Source organism: Brevibacillus panacihumi W25 (genome assembly GCF_000503775.1).
GTDB classification, from domain to species: domain Bacteria; phylum Bacillota; class Bacilli; order Brevibacillales; family Brevibacillaceae; genus Brevibacillus; species Brevibacillus panacihumi_A.
The window spans coordinates 522,549-538,284 of the sequence record NZ_KI629782.1 but is presented as its reverse complement, the minus strand read 5'-3'; the positions used below and the strand labels follow the sequence as shown (position 1 = coordinate 538,284).

At 52.0% G+C, this 15,736-nt stretch carries 14 protein-coding genes and 2 riboswitches; of the genes, 9 read left to right on the top strand and 5 right to left on the bottom strand.

The genetic code is table 11. From position 1 onward, the window contains the following. Positions 1-24 precede the first annotated feature (24 nt). A complete protein-coding gene (locus tag T458_RS32100) occupies positions 25-1,725 on the bottom strand; it encodes a DEAD/DEAH box helicase (RefSeq protein WP_023554595.1) in 1,701 nt (566 codons plus the stop codon). Between the two features lie 217 nt (positions 1,726-1,942). After that, positions 1,943-2,035, top strand: a riboswitch (glycine riboswitch). Next, positions 2,036-2,130, top strand: a riboswitch (glycine riboswitch). A gap of 101 nt (positions 2,131-2,231) precedes the next feature. Here T458_RS32100 and gcvT point away from each other — a divergent pair. From gcvT to T458_RS32075, 5 genes are all read left to right on the top strand, one after another. Then, positions 2,232-3,335, top strand: coding sequence for a glycine cleavage system aminomethyltransferase GcvT (gcvT, locus tag T458_RS32095; RefSeq protein ID WP_023554594.1), 1,104 nt, complete (start codon positions 2,232-2,234; stop codon positions 3,333-3,335). A gap of 41 nt (positions 3,336-3,376) precedes the next feature. Then, positions 3,377-4,729 carry an aminomethyl-transferring glycine dehydrogenase subunit GcvPA gene (gene gcvPA / locus T458_RS32090; protein ID WP_023554593.1) on the top strand — a complete coding sequence of 451 codons (1,353 nt, stop codon included), beginning with the start codon at positions 3,377-3,379 and terminating at the stop codon, positions 4,727-4,729. Then, positions 4,722-6,188 (top strand): aminomethyl-transferring glycine dehydrogenase subunit GcvPB, encoded by a 1,467-nt coding sequence (gcvPB, locus tag T458_RS32085; protein ID WP_023554592.1) that lies wholly within the window; start codon positions 4,722-4,724, stop codon positions 6,186-6,188. The genes gcvPA and gcvPB overlap by 8 nt, the downstream gene beginning before the upstream one ends. Positions 6,189-6,291: 103 nt before the next feature. Beyond that, the gene (locus T458_RS32080) at positions 6,292-7,371 is read left to right on the top strand and encodes an undecaprenyldiphospho-muramoylpentapeptide beta-N-acetylglucosaminyltransferase (RefSeq protein WP_023554591.1); all 1,080 of its coding nucleotides are present in this window, start codon (positions 6,292-6,294) and stop codon (positions 7,369-7,371) included. Between the two features lie 58 nt (positions 7,372-7,429). Further along, positions 7,430-8,260 carry a lipoate--protein ligase family protein gene (locus tag T458_RS32075; protein WP_023554590.1) on the top strand — a complete coding sequence of 277 codons (831 nt, stop codon included), beginning with the start codon at positions 7,430-7,432 and terminating at the stop codon, positions 8,258-8,260. Between the two features lie 71 nt (positions 8,261-8,331). Here the strand turns inward: T458_RS32075 and dat are convergent, their stop codons facing one another. Beyond that, positions 8,332-9,183, bottom strand: a complete 852-nt coding sequence (dat, locus tag T458_RS32070; protein ID WP_023554589.1) for a D-amino-acid transaminase — start codon at positions 9,181-9,183, stop codon at positions 8,332-8,334. A 320-nt stretch (positions 9,184-9,503) separates the two neighbouring features. On the opposite strand from dat, the gene T458_RS32065 reads away from it, so the two are divergent. Then, complete coding sequence (locus T458_RS32065) at positions 9,504-10,868, top strand: PA domain-containing protein (protein ID WP_023554588.1); 1,365 nt, start codon at positions 9,504-9,506, stop codon at positions 10,866-10,868. A gap of 55 nt (positions 10,869-10,923) precedes the next feature. On the opposite strand, the gene T458_RS32060 is transcribed toward T458_RS32065, so the two are convergent. Continuing rightward, positions 10,924-11,937, bottom strand: a complete 1,014-nt coding sequence (locus T458_RS32060; RefSeq protein ID WP_023554587.1) for a membrane protein — start codon at positions 11,935-11,937, stop codon at positions 10,924-10,926. A gap of 146 nt (positions 11,938-12,083) precedes the next feature. On the opposite strand from T458_RS32060, the gene T458_RS32055 reads away from it, so the two are divergent. The 3 genes from T458_RS32055 to T458_RS32045 all read left to right on the top strand — a co-directional run bounded on the left by T458_RS32055 (position 12,084) and on the right by T458_RS32045 (position 14,225). Continuing rightward, on the top strand, positions 12,084-12,647 hold the full coding sequence (locus tag T458_RS32055; protein ID WP_023554586.1) for an NADPH-dependent FMN reductase: 564 nt from the start codon (positions 12,084-12,086) through the stop codon (positions 12,645-12,647). 90 nt (positions 12,648-12,737) lie between these two features. Further along, positions 12,738-13,166 carry a transcriptional regulator MntR gene (gene mntR, locus T458_RS32050; RefSeq protein ID WP_023554585.1) on the top strand — a complete coding sequence of 143 codons (429 nt, stop codon included), beginning with the start codon at positions 12,738-12,740 and terminating at the stop codon, positions 13,164-13,166. Positions 13,167-13,295: 129 nt separating this feature from the next. Beyond that, positions 13,296-14,225 carry a patatin-like phospholipase family protein gene (locus T458_RS32045; protein WP_023554584.1) on the top strand — a complete coding sequence of 310 codons (930 nt, stop codon included), beginning with the start codon at positions 13,296-13,298 and terminating at the stop codon, positions 14,223-14,225. 36 nt (positions 14,226-14,261) lie between these two features. On the opposite strand, the gene T458_RS32040 is transcribed toward T458_RS32045, so the two are convergent. Next, complete coding sequence (locus tag T458_RS32040) at positions 14,262-14,627, bottom strand: hypothetical protein (protein WP_023554583.1); 366 nt, start codon at positions 14,625-14,627, stop codon at positions 14,262-14,264. A gap of 50 nt (positions 14,628-14,677) precedes the next feature. Then, positions 14,678-15,613 (bottom strand): DUF1385 domain-containing protein, encoded by a 936-nt coding sequence (locus tag T458_RS32035; protein WP_023554582.1) that lies wholly within the window; start codon positions 15,611-15,613, stop codon positions 14,678-14,680. Between the last annotated feature and the right edge of the window lie 123 nt (positions 15,614-15,736).

Below are 15,736 nucleotides of genomic sequence, written 5' to 3'. Positions count from 1 at the left end.
TTCCTCCTTGTACAATTTCGTTCCTTATTGTTCTGCCGCCTCGGCCAGTGCGCGAGATGGCTTCGCAGAACGGATGGCGCGAATGGCTTCTCCCATATTATCCAGCTTCACGGCCATTTCACCAGCGCTGCGCGAATCCATAATGATTTGCACCAGATTCTCTTCCAGGGTTTGGGTGAGGCTGAGACGTTCCACGATGTCATCCAGCTCGCCGATCACCATCTCGAACAGATCGATTTTTTCATACAGCAAATTCAAGATATGCTCTTCGATTGTGCCTACAGTAGACAGATTGTAAATATGGACATCCCGCTTCTGCCCCAACCGATGGACGCGGCCGATCCGCTGTTCGACACGCATGGGATTCCAGGGCATATCATAATTGATCACCTGATTGCAAAACTGCAGGTTGATCCCTTCACCGCCAGCTTCCGTCGCAATCAGCACCTGGGCGCGATTCTGAAAGAGATCGGTCATCCAGTCTTTTTTGCTGCGTTTAAAGCCGCCGCGAAAAGGCACAGAGGTTATTCCGTGGTCATGCAGATATTTCTGCAGATAATTTTGGGTAGCTCGATATTCGGTAAAAATAATGACCTTGTCATTGATGTGTTGAATCAGCTCTACCGTCTTGGCCGCCTTGGAATGAGTCTCGATTCGCTTGATCAGCTCGACAAGCTCCATGATTTGTTCGCGCAGCTCCGAGCCTTCCGGCAGGCGCTGATGCATGTTGTACAGTGTCATAAACGCAGCTTCCTTGCTCGAGCATACCTCGCGCTGCAGGGTGATCAGGGCGAGCGAGTTAAATCCGCCTGAACCGGTGTGATACTGGTCGCGGACGAAGCGGGTGACGCCATGGTAGAGGTCCAGTTCTTCCCTGGAGAGCTCGATGGGGACGGATTGGACGCGTCGGCTGGTAAAATGAACGCCGCCGTCGCTGCGCTTGTTTCGAATCATCACTTTTTCAATTTCCCCGCGAAGCTGCTCATTGTTTTTCGCCTGACGTTTTCCCTCGACATAATTGGAGGAAAAGGAAGTGGCGTGGCCGAGATGACCCGGCTTTAGCAGGTTGATCAGGTTGTACAGCTCGTCCATTTCGTTTTGGATTGGCGTGGCTGTCAACAGCAGGCAGTATTTTTTGTGAATTTCTTTGACGAATTGATAGTTGCGCGTGCGTTTGTTCTTCAGCTTGTGGGCTTCATCGATAATCAGCATATCGTACTCAATATCCAGTACGTGGCGTCTGTGCGGGTCACGCTTGGCCGTATCGATGGAAGCGACGACGACGTCATGCTGGCGCCACATGTACTCTTTTTTTTGCGCGACAGCGGGAATCCCGAACTTTTGATTCAATTCTTTTGTCCATTGGATCACCAGAGAGGCGGGCACCAGGATCAGAATCTTTTTGGCCAAACCGCGCACCATGTACTCCTTCATGATCAAGCCGGCTTCAATCGTTTTGCCCAAACCGACTTCGTCAGCGAGAATGGCGCGTCCCCGCATCTCATTGAGGACGCGTTCAGCTGTTTCCAACTGATGGGGATAGGGTGTCAGACCAGGCAGGTACTTGAGGCACTGCAACTGGTCGAAATCCCGGACGGCCATTGCTTCCTCGGCTTCCAAAGCCAGCTTGAACAGCTCCCATTTGTCCCAGGGACCGTCGTCCTGCATGCGAGTAGTCAGCGGTTCGATCCAGGATGTATCGAATGAAACGGGAACATTCGGCATATCGGTTGCTCCTTACTATCGCTCTGCCATATCATTCTTTTCATCTGTATAAAAAGTGAACATTTATAGCGGAATGAAAAATTTTGTTCAGTTTTTTAGAGGCAGACGCTTATTTGATATTTTCAAGTGACGACTCTCATGGTAGGATAAAGATGAAGTTCATCCCTTAGTATGGAATGATATGAAAATCTTATGTATGACCAAGTATCCAACGCGAATGATAGTAGCAGGGAGAGACTGCTTCACAGCAGCGCCGAAGGAGCAAGCCGGTCACGGTGAATCTCTCAGGCAAAAGAACCTCTACTGGACGCATCTCTGGAGAGTGCCCGATCAAGGGCCACCAAAGGGGAAACTTGCTGGAAAGTAGCAAGGTAACTCTCAGGTACCAAGGACAGAGGAGGAGAAATGGGCCCAGACATTGTTTTGGCGATCCCATTTCTACTTTTCTGTCTTTTTTCATTCTGTCAAAGAAGTGAAAGAACGTATAACTTGCGGAGGTGCCATTGATGTCCGAATTGAAACGAACGCCGCTTTATGCCAGCTACGCCAAATACGGGGCCAAGACCATTGACTTCGGCGGCTGGGATTTGCCCGTGCAGTTCTCAAGCATTACCCAGGAGCACGAAGCCGTGCGGACAAAGGCAGGTTTGTTTGACGTATCCCATATGGGAGAAGTGGATGTAAAAGGAGAAAATGCACTTGCCTATCTCCAGTATGTGACGACCAATGATGTGTCCAAGCTTGCAGTCGGGCAAGCGCAGTACAGCGTGCTGTGCTACCCGGATGGGGGAGTGGTCGATGATCTGCTTGTGTATAAGCATGCAGATGACCACTACCTGCTGGTGATCAATGCCGGCAACATCGACAAGGACGTCGCCTGGCTTACCGAGCATCTGATCGACGGAGTAGTCATTGAAAACATCTCCGCTCAGACAGCGCAGATCGCCATTCAAGGGCCATTGGCTGAATCCATTTTGCAAAAGCTGACCGACACAGACCTGTCCCAGATCGGGTTCTTCCGCTTCCAGGACAATGTGCTCGTGGATGGCATCCCAACATTAGTCTCGCGTACAGGTTACACCGGGGAGGACGGCTTTGAAGTCTATCTGCCTGCCGAATCTGCAGAGCAGTTGTGGGACCGTCTGCTCGAAGCAGGAAAAGAGGACGGACTTGTTCCATGCGGCTTGGGCGCTCGCGACACCTTGCGCTTTGAAGCGAAGCTGCCGCTGTACGGCCAAGAGCTGAGCCAGACGATCTCGCCGCTCGAAGCAGGCATCGGCTTTGCGGTCAAGGTAGACAAGGAAACGCCGTTCATCGGCCAGGAAGCACTGAAGAAACAAAAAGAAAACGGGCCAGCCCGTAAACTGATCGGCATCGAGATGATCGACCGCGGCATCCCGCGCACGCACTATCCGGTCTATGTCGGAGAAGAGCTGATCGGGGAAGTGACCACTGGCACGCAGTCGCCGACGTTGAAAAAGAACGTGGGTCTAGCGCTGGTAAAAAGCGAGTACACAGCTTTGGGCACAGAGGTGGAAGTAGAGATTCGCGGAAAACGCCTCAAGGCACAAGTCGTGGCAACCCCATTTTACAAACGTCCAAAAAATTGATGGATACCCGAAAAGCACTTATATAAAGGAGGACATCACTCGTGAAATACCGCTACTTGCCCCAAACCGATCAGGATAAGCGCGACATGCTGGAGACGTTGGGCATCTCCAGTATCGAGGAGCTTTTTGCCGATATCCCGGAAGAAGTCCGTTCGAAAGGTCCGATCCAGATTCCAGCCGCACTCTCCGAGCCGGAGCTGGTGAAATACTTCACAGGTCTTTCCAACAAAAACGTCAATTTTAGCACTCATATCAATTTTCTCGGTGCAGGGGTCTACCAGCATTACATTCCGAGCACTGTGAATCATATGCTTTTGCGCGGTGAATTTTTTACCGCTTACACACCTTATCAGCCAGAAATCAGCCAAGGCGAGCTGCAGGCGATTTTTGAATACCAGACCATGGTGTGCGAGCTGACCGGGATGGAGGTAGCCAACTCCTCTATGTACGACGGCGCTACTTCACTGGCAGAGGCTGCGATGATGGCATCCGGCCATACCGGCAAGAAAAAAGTAATCGTCTCCCGTGCCGTCCATCCGGAATCGCGCGCGGTGCTGAAATCGTACGCGCATGGCCAGGGTGTAGAACTGGTGGAAGTAGGAGTCGACAGTCAGGGAGTGACCGATGTATCCGCATTGGAAGCCTTGATCGACGACAAAACGGCTGCTGTCATCGTTCAATACCCGAATTTCTTCGGCAACGTGGAGGATCTGGCTGCGTGTGAACCGATTGTGCATGGCAATGGTTCCCTCCTGATCGTTTCCTCCAATCCGCTGTCGTTGGGCGTTCTCGAGGCTCCCGGAAAACTGGGGGCGGACATCGTCGCGGGCGACATGCAGCCATTCGGGATTCCGGCATCCTTCGGGGGACCACATTGCGGTTATTTTGCAACGACTACCAAGCTGATGCGCAAAATGCCAGGCCGCATCGTCGGACAAACCAAGGATGAGAACGGAAAACGCGGTTTCGTACTGACCCTGCAGGCGCGTGAACAGCATATTCGCCGCGAAAAAGCGACGTCCAATATCTGTTCCAACCAGGCTCTCTTGGCATTGGCAGCTTCTATCACCTTGACCGCACTCGGCAAGCAAGGCGTACAGGAGATGGCGATGATCAACCTGCAAAAAGCGCATTATGCGAAGCAGGCATTGCAGGCAAAAGGATTTGACGTTGCCTATAACGGACCTTCGTTCAACGAATTTGTTGTCAAATTGTCCAAACCGGTAGCCGAAGTGAACCGGGAACTGCTGAAGGCGGGCATCATCGGCGGATACGATCTGGTACTGGACTATCCGGAACTGGCGAATCACATGTTGTTGGCCGTAACCGAGTTGAGAACGAAAGAAGAGATTGATACATTGGTGCAGGAATTGGAGGCGATCACTCGTGCGTAACGACCAGGAGAAAGCACTGATTTTTGAAATGAGCAAGCCAGGCCGCGTGGGATACAATCTGCCGGAGCTGGATGTGCCCGAGGTAGACGTAGCCAGCCTGCTGCCCAAGCACCTGATTCGCGAGACTCCGGCTGAGCTGCCAGAGGTTTCGGAACTGCAACTGGTGCGTCACTATACCGAACTGTCCCGACGCAATCACGGCGTAGACAATGGCTTCTATCCACTCGGCTCCTGCACGATGAAATACAATCCGAAGATCAACGAAGATGTGGCGCGTTATCCGGGCTTTGCCCAGACGCATCCGTACCAGCCGGAAGAGTCGGTGCAGGGCGCCTTGGAGCTTTTGTACAATCTCCAGGAAGAATTGGCTGAGATCACAGGGATGGACGCGGTCACTCTGCAGCCAGCGGCGGGCGCTGCAGGTGAATGGACAGGGCTGATGATGATCCGCGCCTACCATGAAAGCCGCGGCGAAGGTCACCGCACGAAGGTCATCGTGCCCAACTCCGCACACGGCACTAATCCGGCATCTGCAGCGGTAGCAGGTCTGGAGACTGTCACGATTGCTTCCGACGAGCGTGGTCTGGTTGATATTCAGGCGTTGCGTGATGCGGTTGGATCGGATACGGCTGCATTGATGCTGACCAACCCGAACACCCTGGGCTTGTTCGAAGAGGACATCGTGGAAATGGCCCAGATCGTCCATGATGCCGGCGGCCTGCTCTACTACGACGGAGCCAACGCCAATGCGATCCTCGGCATCGCACGCCCCGGAGATATGGGCTTTGATGTCGTTCACCTCAATCTGCACAAAACCTTTACCGGACCTCATGGGGGCGGTGGACCTGGTGCAGGCCCTGTCGGTGTGAAGAAAATTCTGGAGCCATTCCTGCCGAAGCCGATCGTCGCAAAAAATGAAGCAGGTATGTTTTACTGGGATAACGACCGCCCGCAATCCATCGGTCGGGTAAAAGGCTACAACGGCAATTTCGGCATCCTCGTTCGCGCGTACAGCTACATCCGTACGATGGGGCCGGAAGGATTGCTTCAAGTCTCGCAAAATGCGGTGCTCAATGCCAACTACATGATGCGCAGACTGGCTGCGACGTATCAATTGCCGTATGACCGCGTCTGCAAGCACGAATTCGTCTTGTCTGGCGTGATCCAGAAGAAGCTGGGTGTCAGAACACTCGACATCGCCAAGCGCCTGCTGGACTTTGGCTACCATCCGCCAACCATCTACTTCCCGTTGATTGTGGATGAGTGCATGATGATCGAGCCGACAGAGACGGAGACCAAAGAAACGCTGGATGAATTCATCGACGTGATGCTGCAAATTGCACGCGAATGTGAAGAAAATCCGGAAATCGTTCAGGAAGCTCCACATACGACAGTCGTAAAGCGGCTGGACGAGGCTACGGCAGCAAGAAAGCCGATCCTGCGCTATCAGGCTCAATAAGCCAGGCCGACAAAAGACCGCCTTCTCAACAGGCGGTTTTTTTGACCTCTTCATGGTAGGATGGAGGGTAGGAAAAAAGCAGGAAGGGAGAGGCGAAGGCCCAATGAAAAGACGCATTGCTTTTACGGGAGGCGGCTCGGCAGGACATGTCACAGTCAATCTCGCTTGCATCCCCTATTTTCTGGAGGCCGGGTGGGAAGTCGCCTACATCGGCTCGGAGAATGGCATCGAACGAGAATTGGCGCAAGACCTGCGAGGCGTGAGGTACGAAGCCATTTCGACAGGCAAACTGCGTCGCTACTTTGATTGGAAAAATGCAACGGACCCGTTTCGGGTGGCAAAAGGAGTCTGGCAGGCGACCCGTTTTCTTTCCCAGTGGAAGCCGGATGTCATTTTCTCCAAGGGAGGCTTCGTCTCTGTTCCCGTCGTCATGGGCGGATGGCTGAACCGGATTCCTGTCGTCATCCACGAATCAGATCTGACACCCGGGCTGGCGAATCGCCTGACGGTTCCCTTTGCCCGGAAGGTGTGTGTAACTTTTCCGGAAACGCTTGAGCACCTGCCTGCGAAAAAAGGGGAATGGGTCGGAGCGATCGTCCGAGACGAATTGATGCGAGGCAATAGAGAACGTGGGCTTTCTCTCTGCGGATTCACTGCGGAAAAGCCTGTTATACTGATCATGGGCGGGAGCTTGGGTGCGAAAAGGATAAATGAGGCCTTACGCGATCGATTGAGCGAGAGACTGCAGCGATTCCAGATCGCTCATATTTGCGGCAAGGGACAGGTGGATGATTCGCTGCAGTTGAAAGGCTACAAGCAGTTCGCTTACGTCAAAGAGGAATTGCCAGATCTTTTGGCAATGGCTGACTTGGTGGTTTCCCGAGCCGGCTCTAATGCGATCTTCGAGTTTTTGGCCTTAGCCAAGCCGATGCTGCTCATCCCTTTGTCCCAAAAGGCAAGCCGCGGAGACCAAATCCTGAACGCCAAGTCGTTTGAACGGCAGGGATTCTGCCAGGTACTGCTGGAAGAGGATATGACCCAAGAGCGCTTTGATCAGGAGTTGGAAAAGCTGTGGGAGCTGCGAACGGTCTATCGCGAGCGGTTGCGCCAGTCGCAAGAGGTGGATTCCTTGAAGCGACTGCTCGATGTCATCAGGCAAGCGGCAGGGGAAGCAGAGACGTAAAGGGTTGCCGCCATTTTGTGATCAGGCGTACAATGAACGGTAGAGGGAGGCTGGCAAGATGGAAAAATGGCGCTATCTGGTGACGGAAGCCATGTCACCGGAGATGAATATGGCAGTAGATGAGGCAATTTTGCAGCTGCACGCGGAAGGAAAGGTTCCGCCTACCGTGCGCTTCTATACATGGAGCCCGGCTACGCTTTCGATTGGTTATTTTCAAAAAGCTCTCAAGGAGATCAATCTGGAAGAAGTACATAAGCATGGACTCGGATTTGTTCGCCGTCCCACTGGAGGAAGGGCGGTACTGCACGACAAGGAGCTTACCTACAGTGTGATCGTGTCAGAGCAGCATCCCAAGATGCCTTCCAGTGTAACGGAAGCCTATAAAATCATCAGCATGGGCTTGTTGCACGGCTTTCAGAACCTAGGTTTGAGGGCGGAGATGGTATCGTTGGCAAGCGAGGAGGAAAAGGAGAAGTACTCTTCTCCCGGATCATCTGCATGCTTCGATTCCCCCTCCTGGTACGAGCTTGTCGTCGAAGGAAAAAAAGTAGCAGGGAGCGCCCAAACCAGACAAAAAGGGGTCATCCTGCAGCATGGTTCCATCTTGCTCGATATGGATGTGGAGCTGCTGTTTTCTTTGCTGAACTTCTCCTCGGATCGCCTCAAGCAACGCATGATGGAGAGCTTTAGGCAAAAAGCGGTGACGATCAACGAGGTGAGCTCCCGGCCGATAAGTTTGCAGGAAGCCATGGATGCGTTTGGACGCGGCTTTGCATCCGGTCTGGATGTGGAACTGGTCCCGGGGGAGTTGACGGAAGAAGAGCAAGCTTTGGCGAAGGAACTGGCACAAACAAGATACGGGACGGAGGAGTGGAACCTCCGCCGGTAAGGATCGGAAGTGCAAAAAAGCTCTCCTGGCGATCAGATGCGCCTGGAGAGCTTCTTCTATTTCATCAAAACCTAGACGAGGACAGCTTCCTCGATGTGCTGCTCAAACAATGTCTGGAGCTTTTGTGTCACAGAACCGACCTGTCCGTCGGCAATCGCCTGACCGTCAACAGAGATGACTGGCATTACTTCGGCAGTAGTGCTGGTCAGGAAAAGCTCATCAGCTTGCAGCAAGAATTTCGTGTCAAACGGTTTTTCATGAACGGTAAGGCCGTTTTTCGCCGCCAGCTCGATCACGACATCACGAGTGATTCCCTTCAGAATCAGATTGTTGGCTGGATGGGTATACAGCTCGCCATTTTTGATGGCGAACAGATTGGCGGCACTGCACTCCGTAACGATTCCGTCGCGGTGCAGGATCGCATCCTGTGCGCCAGTGTCCTTGGCATATTGCTTCACCATTACCGCGCCGAGAAGGCTGATCGATTTGATGTCACAGCGCAGCCAGCGGATGTCCTCGATCAGCGCTGCCTTCAGACCTTTTTTCTGATCGGCCAAAGGACGATCCTTTTTTCTGGCAAAGCCCATCAGAACAGGCTTGACGTCTCCTGGGATATCATGCACGCGAGGGGAGTTGCCGCGAGAGACCTGCATGTAGAGAGTAGCATCGTCTTGAGCAGTGATGCCATTTTTATCCATAAGCTGCTTGGCAATATCAAGAAGCTCTTGAGCGCTCCACGGCATCTTCATTTGAATTTCTTTTGCACTGCGCTCCATACGTTCGATATGAGCGTCCCACTGGAAAAGCTTCCCTTTATAAATGCGGATAACCTCGTAAACCCCGTCTCCGAAGTTATAGCCACGATCTTCTGGATCGACAGCCGCTACTCCTGCCTCCACCCATTTTCCATCTACATATAGCATGGTTGAATCCTCCTCTAATCGTTCCTGCATTTGATTGATTCAACCTTAACAAATCGCTATCGCAGAATCAATTTTAAAATTAAGAAACAAGTATCAATCATTTTTCAACTCATACCAGGTAGCTATAAAGATTTTTCATACCCGAAAAATTGGTCAGATCTGGATTCGACAGACACCCAGAATCGATTGAAGCCAAAATGGGAGAAAAGCTGTCGTTCACTGACGCTGAATGAAAGTATTTGACTAACTATTCTGACTAGACGCGATTTGACTCTTGCACCCATAATGAAACGTACAATCAAGATGAAGGGGAGATCGGGATGCAGAATGTACGCGGGTACGTGTGGAGAAACGCCATTGTCAGCGGATTGCTGTGTTTGCCTCTGCTGTTCGTAACCCAGACCGATGCCAATGCTATTCAGACAGCGGCAGGCGACGGGGAGCTTCTCGCGGGACATGTGGAAAAGCTCTCAGCCCTATCAGGACCACCTGCTACCGAGACGGAATTCGCAGCCGGGGTGTACATAGAAAACACACTGCGCTCTTACGGCTATGAGACGGAGTTGCTGCCGTTTACGTACTATACGTATCGCAAGCCTGAAGTGCAGTCCCTGAATATCGAGGGGTGGCCGGATCAGCAGTGGAGCTTGCAGGGCTTCACCTACGCGCCGAACGGGAAAGCAGAAGGCGCGATCGTAGCCTGCGGGCTGGGGACAGCCCAGGACTACCAGCGAGTGGATGTCAGGGGCAAGATAGCCTTGGTTGAGCGGGGCGGAATCACGTACGGGGAGAAGGTCAGGCAGGCAGCAGCTGCCGGAGCGGCCGCACTCCTCATCCAAAACGATCGGGATGTGTTCGTTCCGGCAACGCTGGGGGCGCCGCTCGATATGGCGATCCCGGTCGTGGGCATTTCAAAAAGCCAAGGCGAGCAGTTGCGAAAGCGCATGCGCAGCAACGGTGAACAAAAGGCCTCCCTACGCGTAGAAGGGGCTCTGACGCTCCGGCAGACCTCATACTCGTTCCTCGGCAAAAAGCCAGCTACCACCTCGAATCGGAATCAGGCTGTTCTGCTGGGCGCGCGACATGACATGGTAAAGGGAACGCCCGAAGCCTATGATGCAGGGTATGGAGCGGCTGTCATGCTGGAGGCTGCCAGATTGCTCGCAGAACATCCCCATGATACGGATATCTATGTCGTCAGCTTTGGCGCTTCGACCGCGCAGGATCAGGGAGCCCGAGCCTTCGTCGATTATTTGGAGCCAAAAGACAGGCAGAGAATTATCGCGGCCTTTGTCCTCGATGGACTCGGAAGCCGGAAGGGCAACGATCTGCTGGTCACGCCGGGAGAAGGCAGTGGCAGCAAACTGCTTCCCATCCGGGTAGCGCAGGAAAATGGAGCGCAGTACACTCCGTCTCTCGAGCAGAGAACCGGATTGTCTCAAACGGATAAAATCCTCGCACATTCAGGAATTCCGACGGCTCTATTGACGCGAACAGCCGCAAGCGGAGCCACGCCGCCCGCAGCACCTCGAACGATTGACACCGAACCGCTAGTCAAAGCCGCCAATCTCCTGGTGCAGGCGGTAGGGGAAATGATAGACCCGAAAACCCCCGCGTATCCCGTAGAAACGAGCGCCGCCCAACCGGCAGGGAAATCCACTGACGATGGAGAAGAGAGTCAATAAACCGGAAAGAAGCGTCCGAGATTGCAGGACGCTTTTTGGAATTCTCGATCCGATTCTAGGGGCGTTGTCGAACCCACAGCATGCGCAGGAGAAGTAGCAGACCGCAATAGGTAGCCCCCGACGCAAGAATCGATAGGCTCCAGGGGAATGCCTGCGCCAGTCCGCCAAATACCAGCATGCTTCCCATCATCACGAGAATGATCGGTTGCATCCGCAGATCATTCCGATGTGCGACTGGAGCAGCGAGGGAGTAGAAAAGGGCTGCGATCCAGATGCCGAGATGAAGGAAGGACAGCGTGATATGTCCCCACCCCGCGGAAGGAAGCAGTTGGCTGATGATCAGCATGGTGGGAGCGGCCGAGCTGTGCACATCATGCCAATAAGCCAGCAGGATCGCATGCCCGAGCAGGGCGACTGCGAAAAACAAGAGGCAGCCGGTTCTGACGCCAAGAAGAATGCTGCGTTCATTGGCTGCTCTGCTGGTAAATGGCAGGCATAGCACCAGACACAATAAAAAATGAAGTCCCAGAAAAGAAAGAGCATGCACCATCCAATAGAAGTTAAGCTGATAACCAAGCGAGGGGATCGGGACATGGAGATGATCCATGAAAATCAGGGCGTACAGCAGAAAGCCGGCGGATAAAGAGATAGCCATCCCGGAGGTAATCCGTTGCCATCCTCCCAAAACGAGAGCGGCGGCAATCAAAATAGGCAAAAGGATGAGAAACCAGGCAGTAAAACCGTTTGAAAGCGTGCTTGCATATTGACTTGTGATCGCTCCAGCGTAGGTGAGAAGAAAAAAATGAGTCAATGCCGAAAGACTGGGTGCGATGGCTTCTCCAAAAAAGTGGGAAAACAGATCATGCAGGGAACGCAAGCCATGGCGGTAACAGGTGAGGAGCACTTGATAGCCGAACCACCCCAGCCCGATACTGCTTCCTATCAGCCCGAATGTCCCCCAAGAACCAAAATAGGCAAAGAAACGAAGCCATTCGTAGCCGCCTAGGTACATCCCTCCGAGTGCCGCTCCTGCAAAAAATACAGCGATCTGCCAAGCGTTTTTGTCCATAGGCATCATCCTTATTTCCAACTTGGTACAAGTGTATGTAAGTGCAGGGCTTGTTCAGAACACGGATATGAAAGATAATAAGTAGACATATTTGTTTGGAAAATATACCAATTTAAGTAGCTGATAAAAATGCTGAGGTGATTGCAATGAAAATTGTCGGGATTTCGGGCAGCATGCGTCCAGAATCTACTACGAAAAAAGCCGTATCCATCGTCCTGGAAGCAGCCAGAGCGGCAGGAGCCGAAACACAATTGATCCACTTGGCGGATTGGAAGCTCCCGATCTACGATGACCGCAGCGATCTTTCTACCTATCCCGGCCCTGTTCTTCGTTTTATCGAGACCGTGACCTCTGCAGATGGACTTGTCATCGGCTCCCCAGAATACCATGGATCACTCACAGGCGCTCTGAAAAACAGTCTTGATTTTCTGGAGGGGCGCCACCTCAAAGATAAGCAGGTGGCTCTTTTGGGTGTTGCGGGAGGGAGCATGGGTGCGACGAATACGGTGAATACCTTGCAGCAGATCATGCGGAATTTGCACGCTTGGCCCTTGCCCGCAAGTCCGTCTATCCCGTCGGCATACAATGCCTTTACTCCAGAGGGGAAGTTGAAGGATGAGGGCATGCAGGCTCGATTGGAAATTCTCGGAAAACAGTTGGTAGAATACGTCCAAATCATGAACGGAAAGAAAGAAAAACAGCTTCTTTAAGGCAGGTTCTTCTTGCAAATCATTCTCATTCCAAGGTATGATATTTTTACGTGCCTTTTTTGAAATACGGTATGGAAATGAGGGGGTCACATGCCGACGCCGAGCATGGAAGACTATTTAGAACGCATTTACAGCTTAATCGAAGAAAAGGGCTATGCTCGAGTCTCAGATATTGCTGAAGCGTTGGAGGTACATCCCTCTTCGGTTACGAAGATGGTTCAAAAACTGGACAAAGACAAGTATCTCATTTATGAAAAATATCGTGGTCTTGTCCTCACGCCAAAAGGAAAAAAGATTGGCAAGAGGCTGGTAGACCGTCATAGCTTGCTTGAGGAATTTATGCGCATCATTGGTGTGGATGAAAGTCATATCTACCAGGATGTTGAAGGAATTGAGCATCATTTGAGCTGGGAATCGATCACGTGTATCGAATATTTGGTTCAATATTTCCAAGCGGATCCAGTACGAATGGCAGAATTGCAACGAATCAGACAAGAAGACGAACAAAAAGAAGAGTAAGCCGGAAATGAGGGCTGGTCCACGTGCAGATAATCCTGTGTGAGGGCCAGCCCTTTTCCCTCCATAAGCCGTATGAGATGAGCCTTCCCCCTATATGGATATAGAGAGTGGCGACAGGAGGTGGCCAAAATGAAGGCGGATGCAGTATTTGAAGGCGGCGGGGTTAAAGGAATCGCTTTTGTAGGGGCGCTGCAGGTCATGGAGCAGAACGGTTATACGTGGGAAAAATTGGCAGGTACCTCTGCCGGCTCCATCGTTGCGGCGCTGGTTAGTGCGGGTTATACCAGCCGAGAGTTGAAACCTATTTTTGAAGAACTCGACTATATGTATTTCTTAAAAAAATCAGGGATTGGCCGTTTGCCCTACGTCGGACCCATGATCGATCTGGTCCTGAATGAGGGAATGTACAGAGGAGACCGAATCGAGCTTTTTATCGAGGAACTGCTGCGCCGCAAAGGGGTTCGCACCTTCGGAGATCTGCCGGGTGGCAAGCTGCGGATCATCGCGTCTGATATCAGTCGGGGAAAGATGCTTGTGCTGCCAGATGATCTGGTGGAATACGACCTGATGCCCGAAAATTTTTCCGTGGCCCGAGCGGTTCGGATGTCCTCCTCGATCCCCTTCTTTTTTCAACCGGTTCGGCTAAAACGGGAGGGGAAGGTCCATTACATTGTGGATGGCGGCTTGCTTAGCAATTATCCGGTTTGGCTGTTCGATGTACCAGGCGTTCCTGAGTGGCCGACGATTGGCTTTCGCCTGCACGACAGGCAGACGAGGAGCGAGGAGACGAAGGTGACAGGCTTGTTCAGCTTTACGCGCAATCTGCTTACGACGATGCTGGATGCCCATGATCGTCTGTTTGTAGAAAAAGCGCATGCTGTACGCACCATTTTTATCAATACCTTGGGAGTGCGCGCAACGCAGTTTCAGCTTTCAGCGGAGATGCGCAAAGAATTGCTTCTGTCGGGCGAGGCGTCCGCGCGAAAATTCCTGAATCATTGGAATTTCCAGAATTATATCCAGGTCTTTCGCAACAGCACCCCTGCACAGGTGATCTAAAAAAACAGGCTGCCAATGTACTTGGCAACCTGTTTTTTATTGAAAGAAATTGTCTTTGGAATCTTGTTCCGATTGTTTTTCGCCAGACTTTCCCTTTTTCCCGTCAATGACGCGAAACGGATGGTTTTTCCGTTGTGGGGGAGCCGGCTTTTTTCCTGCTTGCCGCATCGTGTTGATCTTTGGCTTGTGAGGAGGCGCTTTCCTGGAAGCGTTCGGCCGGGATAAGAACTTTCCGGAAAAAAAGCGTCCAGTCTGAAGAAAATTGCGTACGAGCATAAACAGCAAGACAGATAAACCCAGCACGATCACTGTGTTAATCGGATCGGTAATCAAGGTCAGCAAGAAGCCGTAAACCGCAAGTATGACGATAACCAGAATCACGGGTGGAATTCGGCGTAACATAGGCCTCACCTCAAAGGATTATCAAAATTGCCCCACGTGAAGTCAATTTGTTAACCAATCGTTGCCAAACGTTCCTGCCCTTGCTTTTGATCCAGCTCACGCATTTTTTGGAAAGATGCGATGGCTACCTCCACCTGATGATCGTCGGGTTCGCGGGTTGTGATCTTTTGCAGCCACAGACCGGGATATCCCAAAAAGCGCAGAACAGGAGTGTCGCGCAGCTTGTTTGTCCACTGCAGAACCTCGTAGGAGACACCGATCACCAATGGAAGCAGAACAATCCGTTGGATGACCCGCTCCGTCAGACTGTCATAACTGAACAGCGAGTAGATGACGACGCCGACGAAAACGCTGAAAATCAAAAAGCTGCTGCCGCAACGATAGTGCAAGGTGGAAAATTTCTGCACATTCTCTACCGTTAATTCTACCCCAGACTCGAACGCGTTAATCACCTTGTGTTCCGCTCCATGGTACTGGAATAGGCGTTTGATAATGGGAGCCTGGGCGATAGCAGTAATATAGCCGAGCAGCAGGAGAATCTTGAATCCTCCTTCTGCGAGGGTTTGCGGGACGCCGTCCGGGACCCATTTTCCCAGCAGGAAATCCGCGAGAAACACGGGTACTAGCGTGAAGACGAATTTTCCGAAAAGAAAGGTTAACACGCCAACTACCGCAACACCCAGGATCATTGTCAACTTGGAAGGAGATTCGGTTACCTCTTCTCCAGAGTCGATGCTATAGCGTTCGGATGCGAAATTCAGATGTCTCGCTCCGTTTGCACTCGCTTCAATCAAGCCAACCAATCCGCGAAGGAAGGGTATCTTCTTTAAGGGCTTAATCCATGTATATTCGGTGCGGGGTGCTTCAAAATACTCGATCTCTTGATTTTTTGTACGCACGGCTGTTACGGTTACTGTTTTCCCGCCGAACATGACGCCTTCGATTACAGCCTGACCACCATAGTTAGGTACTTGTTGCTGCGCCAACTCCTATCACCATCCTTCCTTTTCATTCTACCGGAAAAAAGGCCTTGAATCCACAAGCAGTTGATGGCCGTGTCAGGAGATGGAAATCCGTAGTGAAAAAAGAGGGAACCGCGCATACTAACC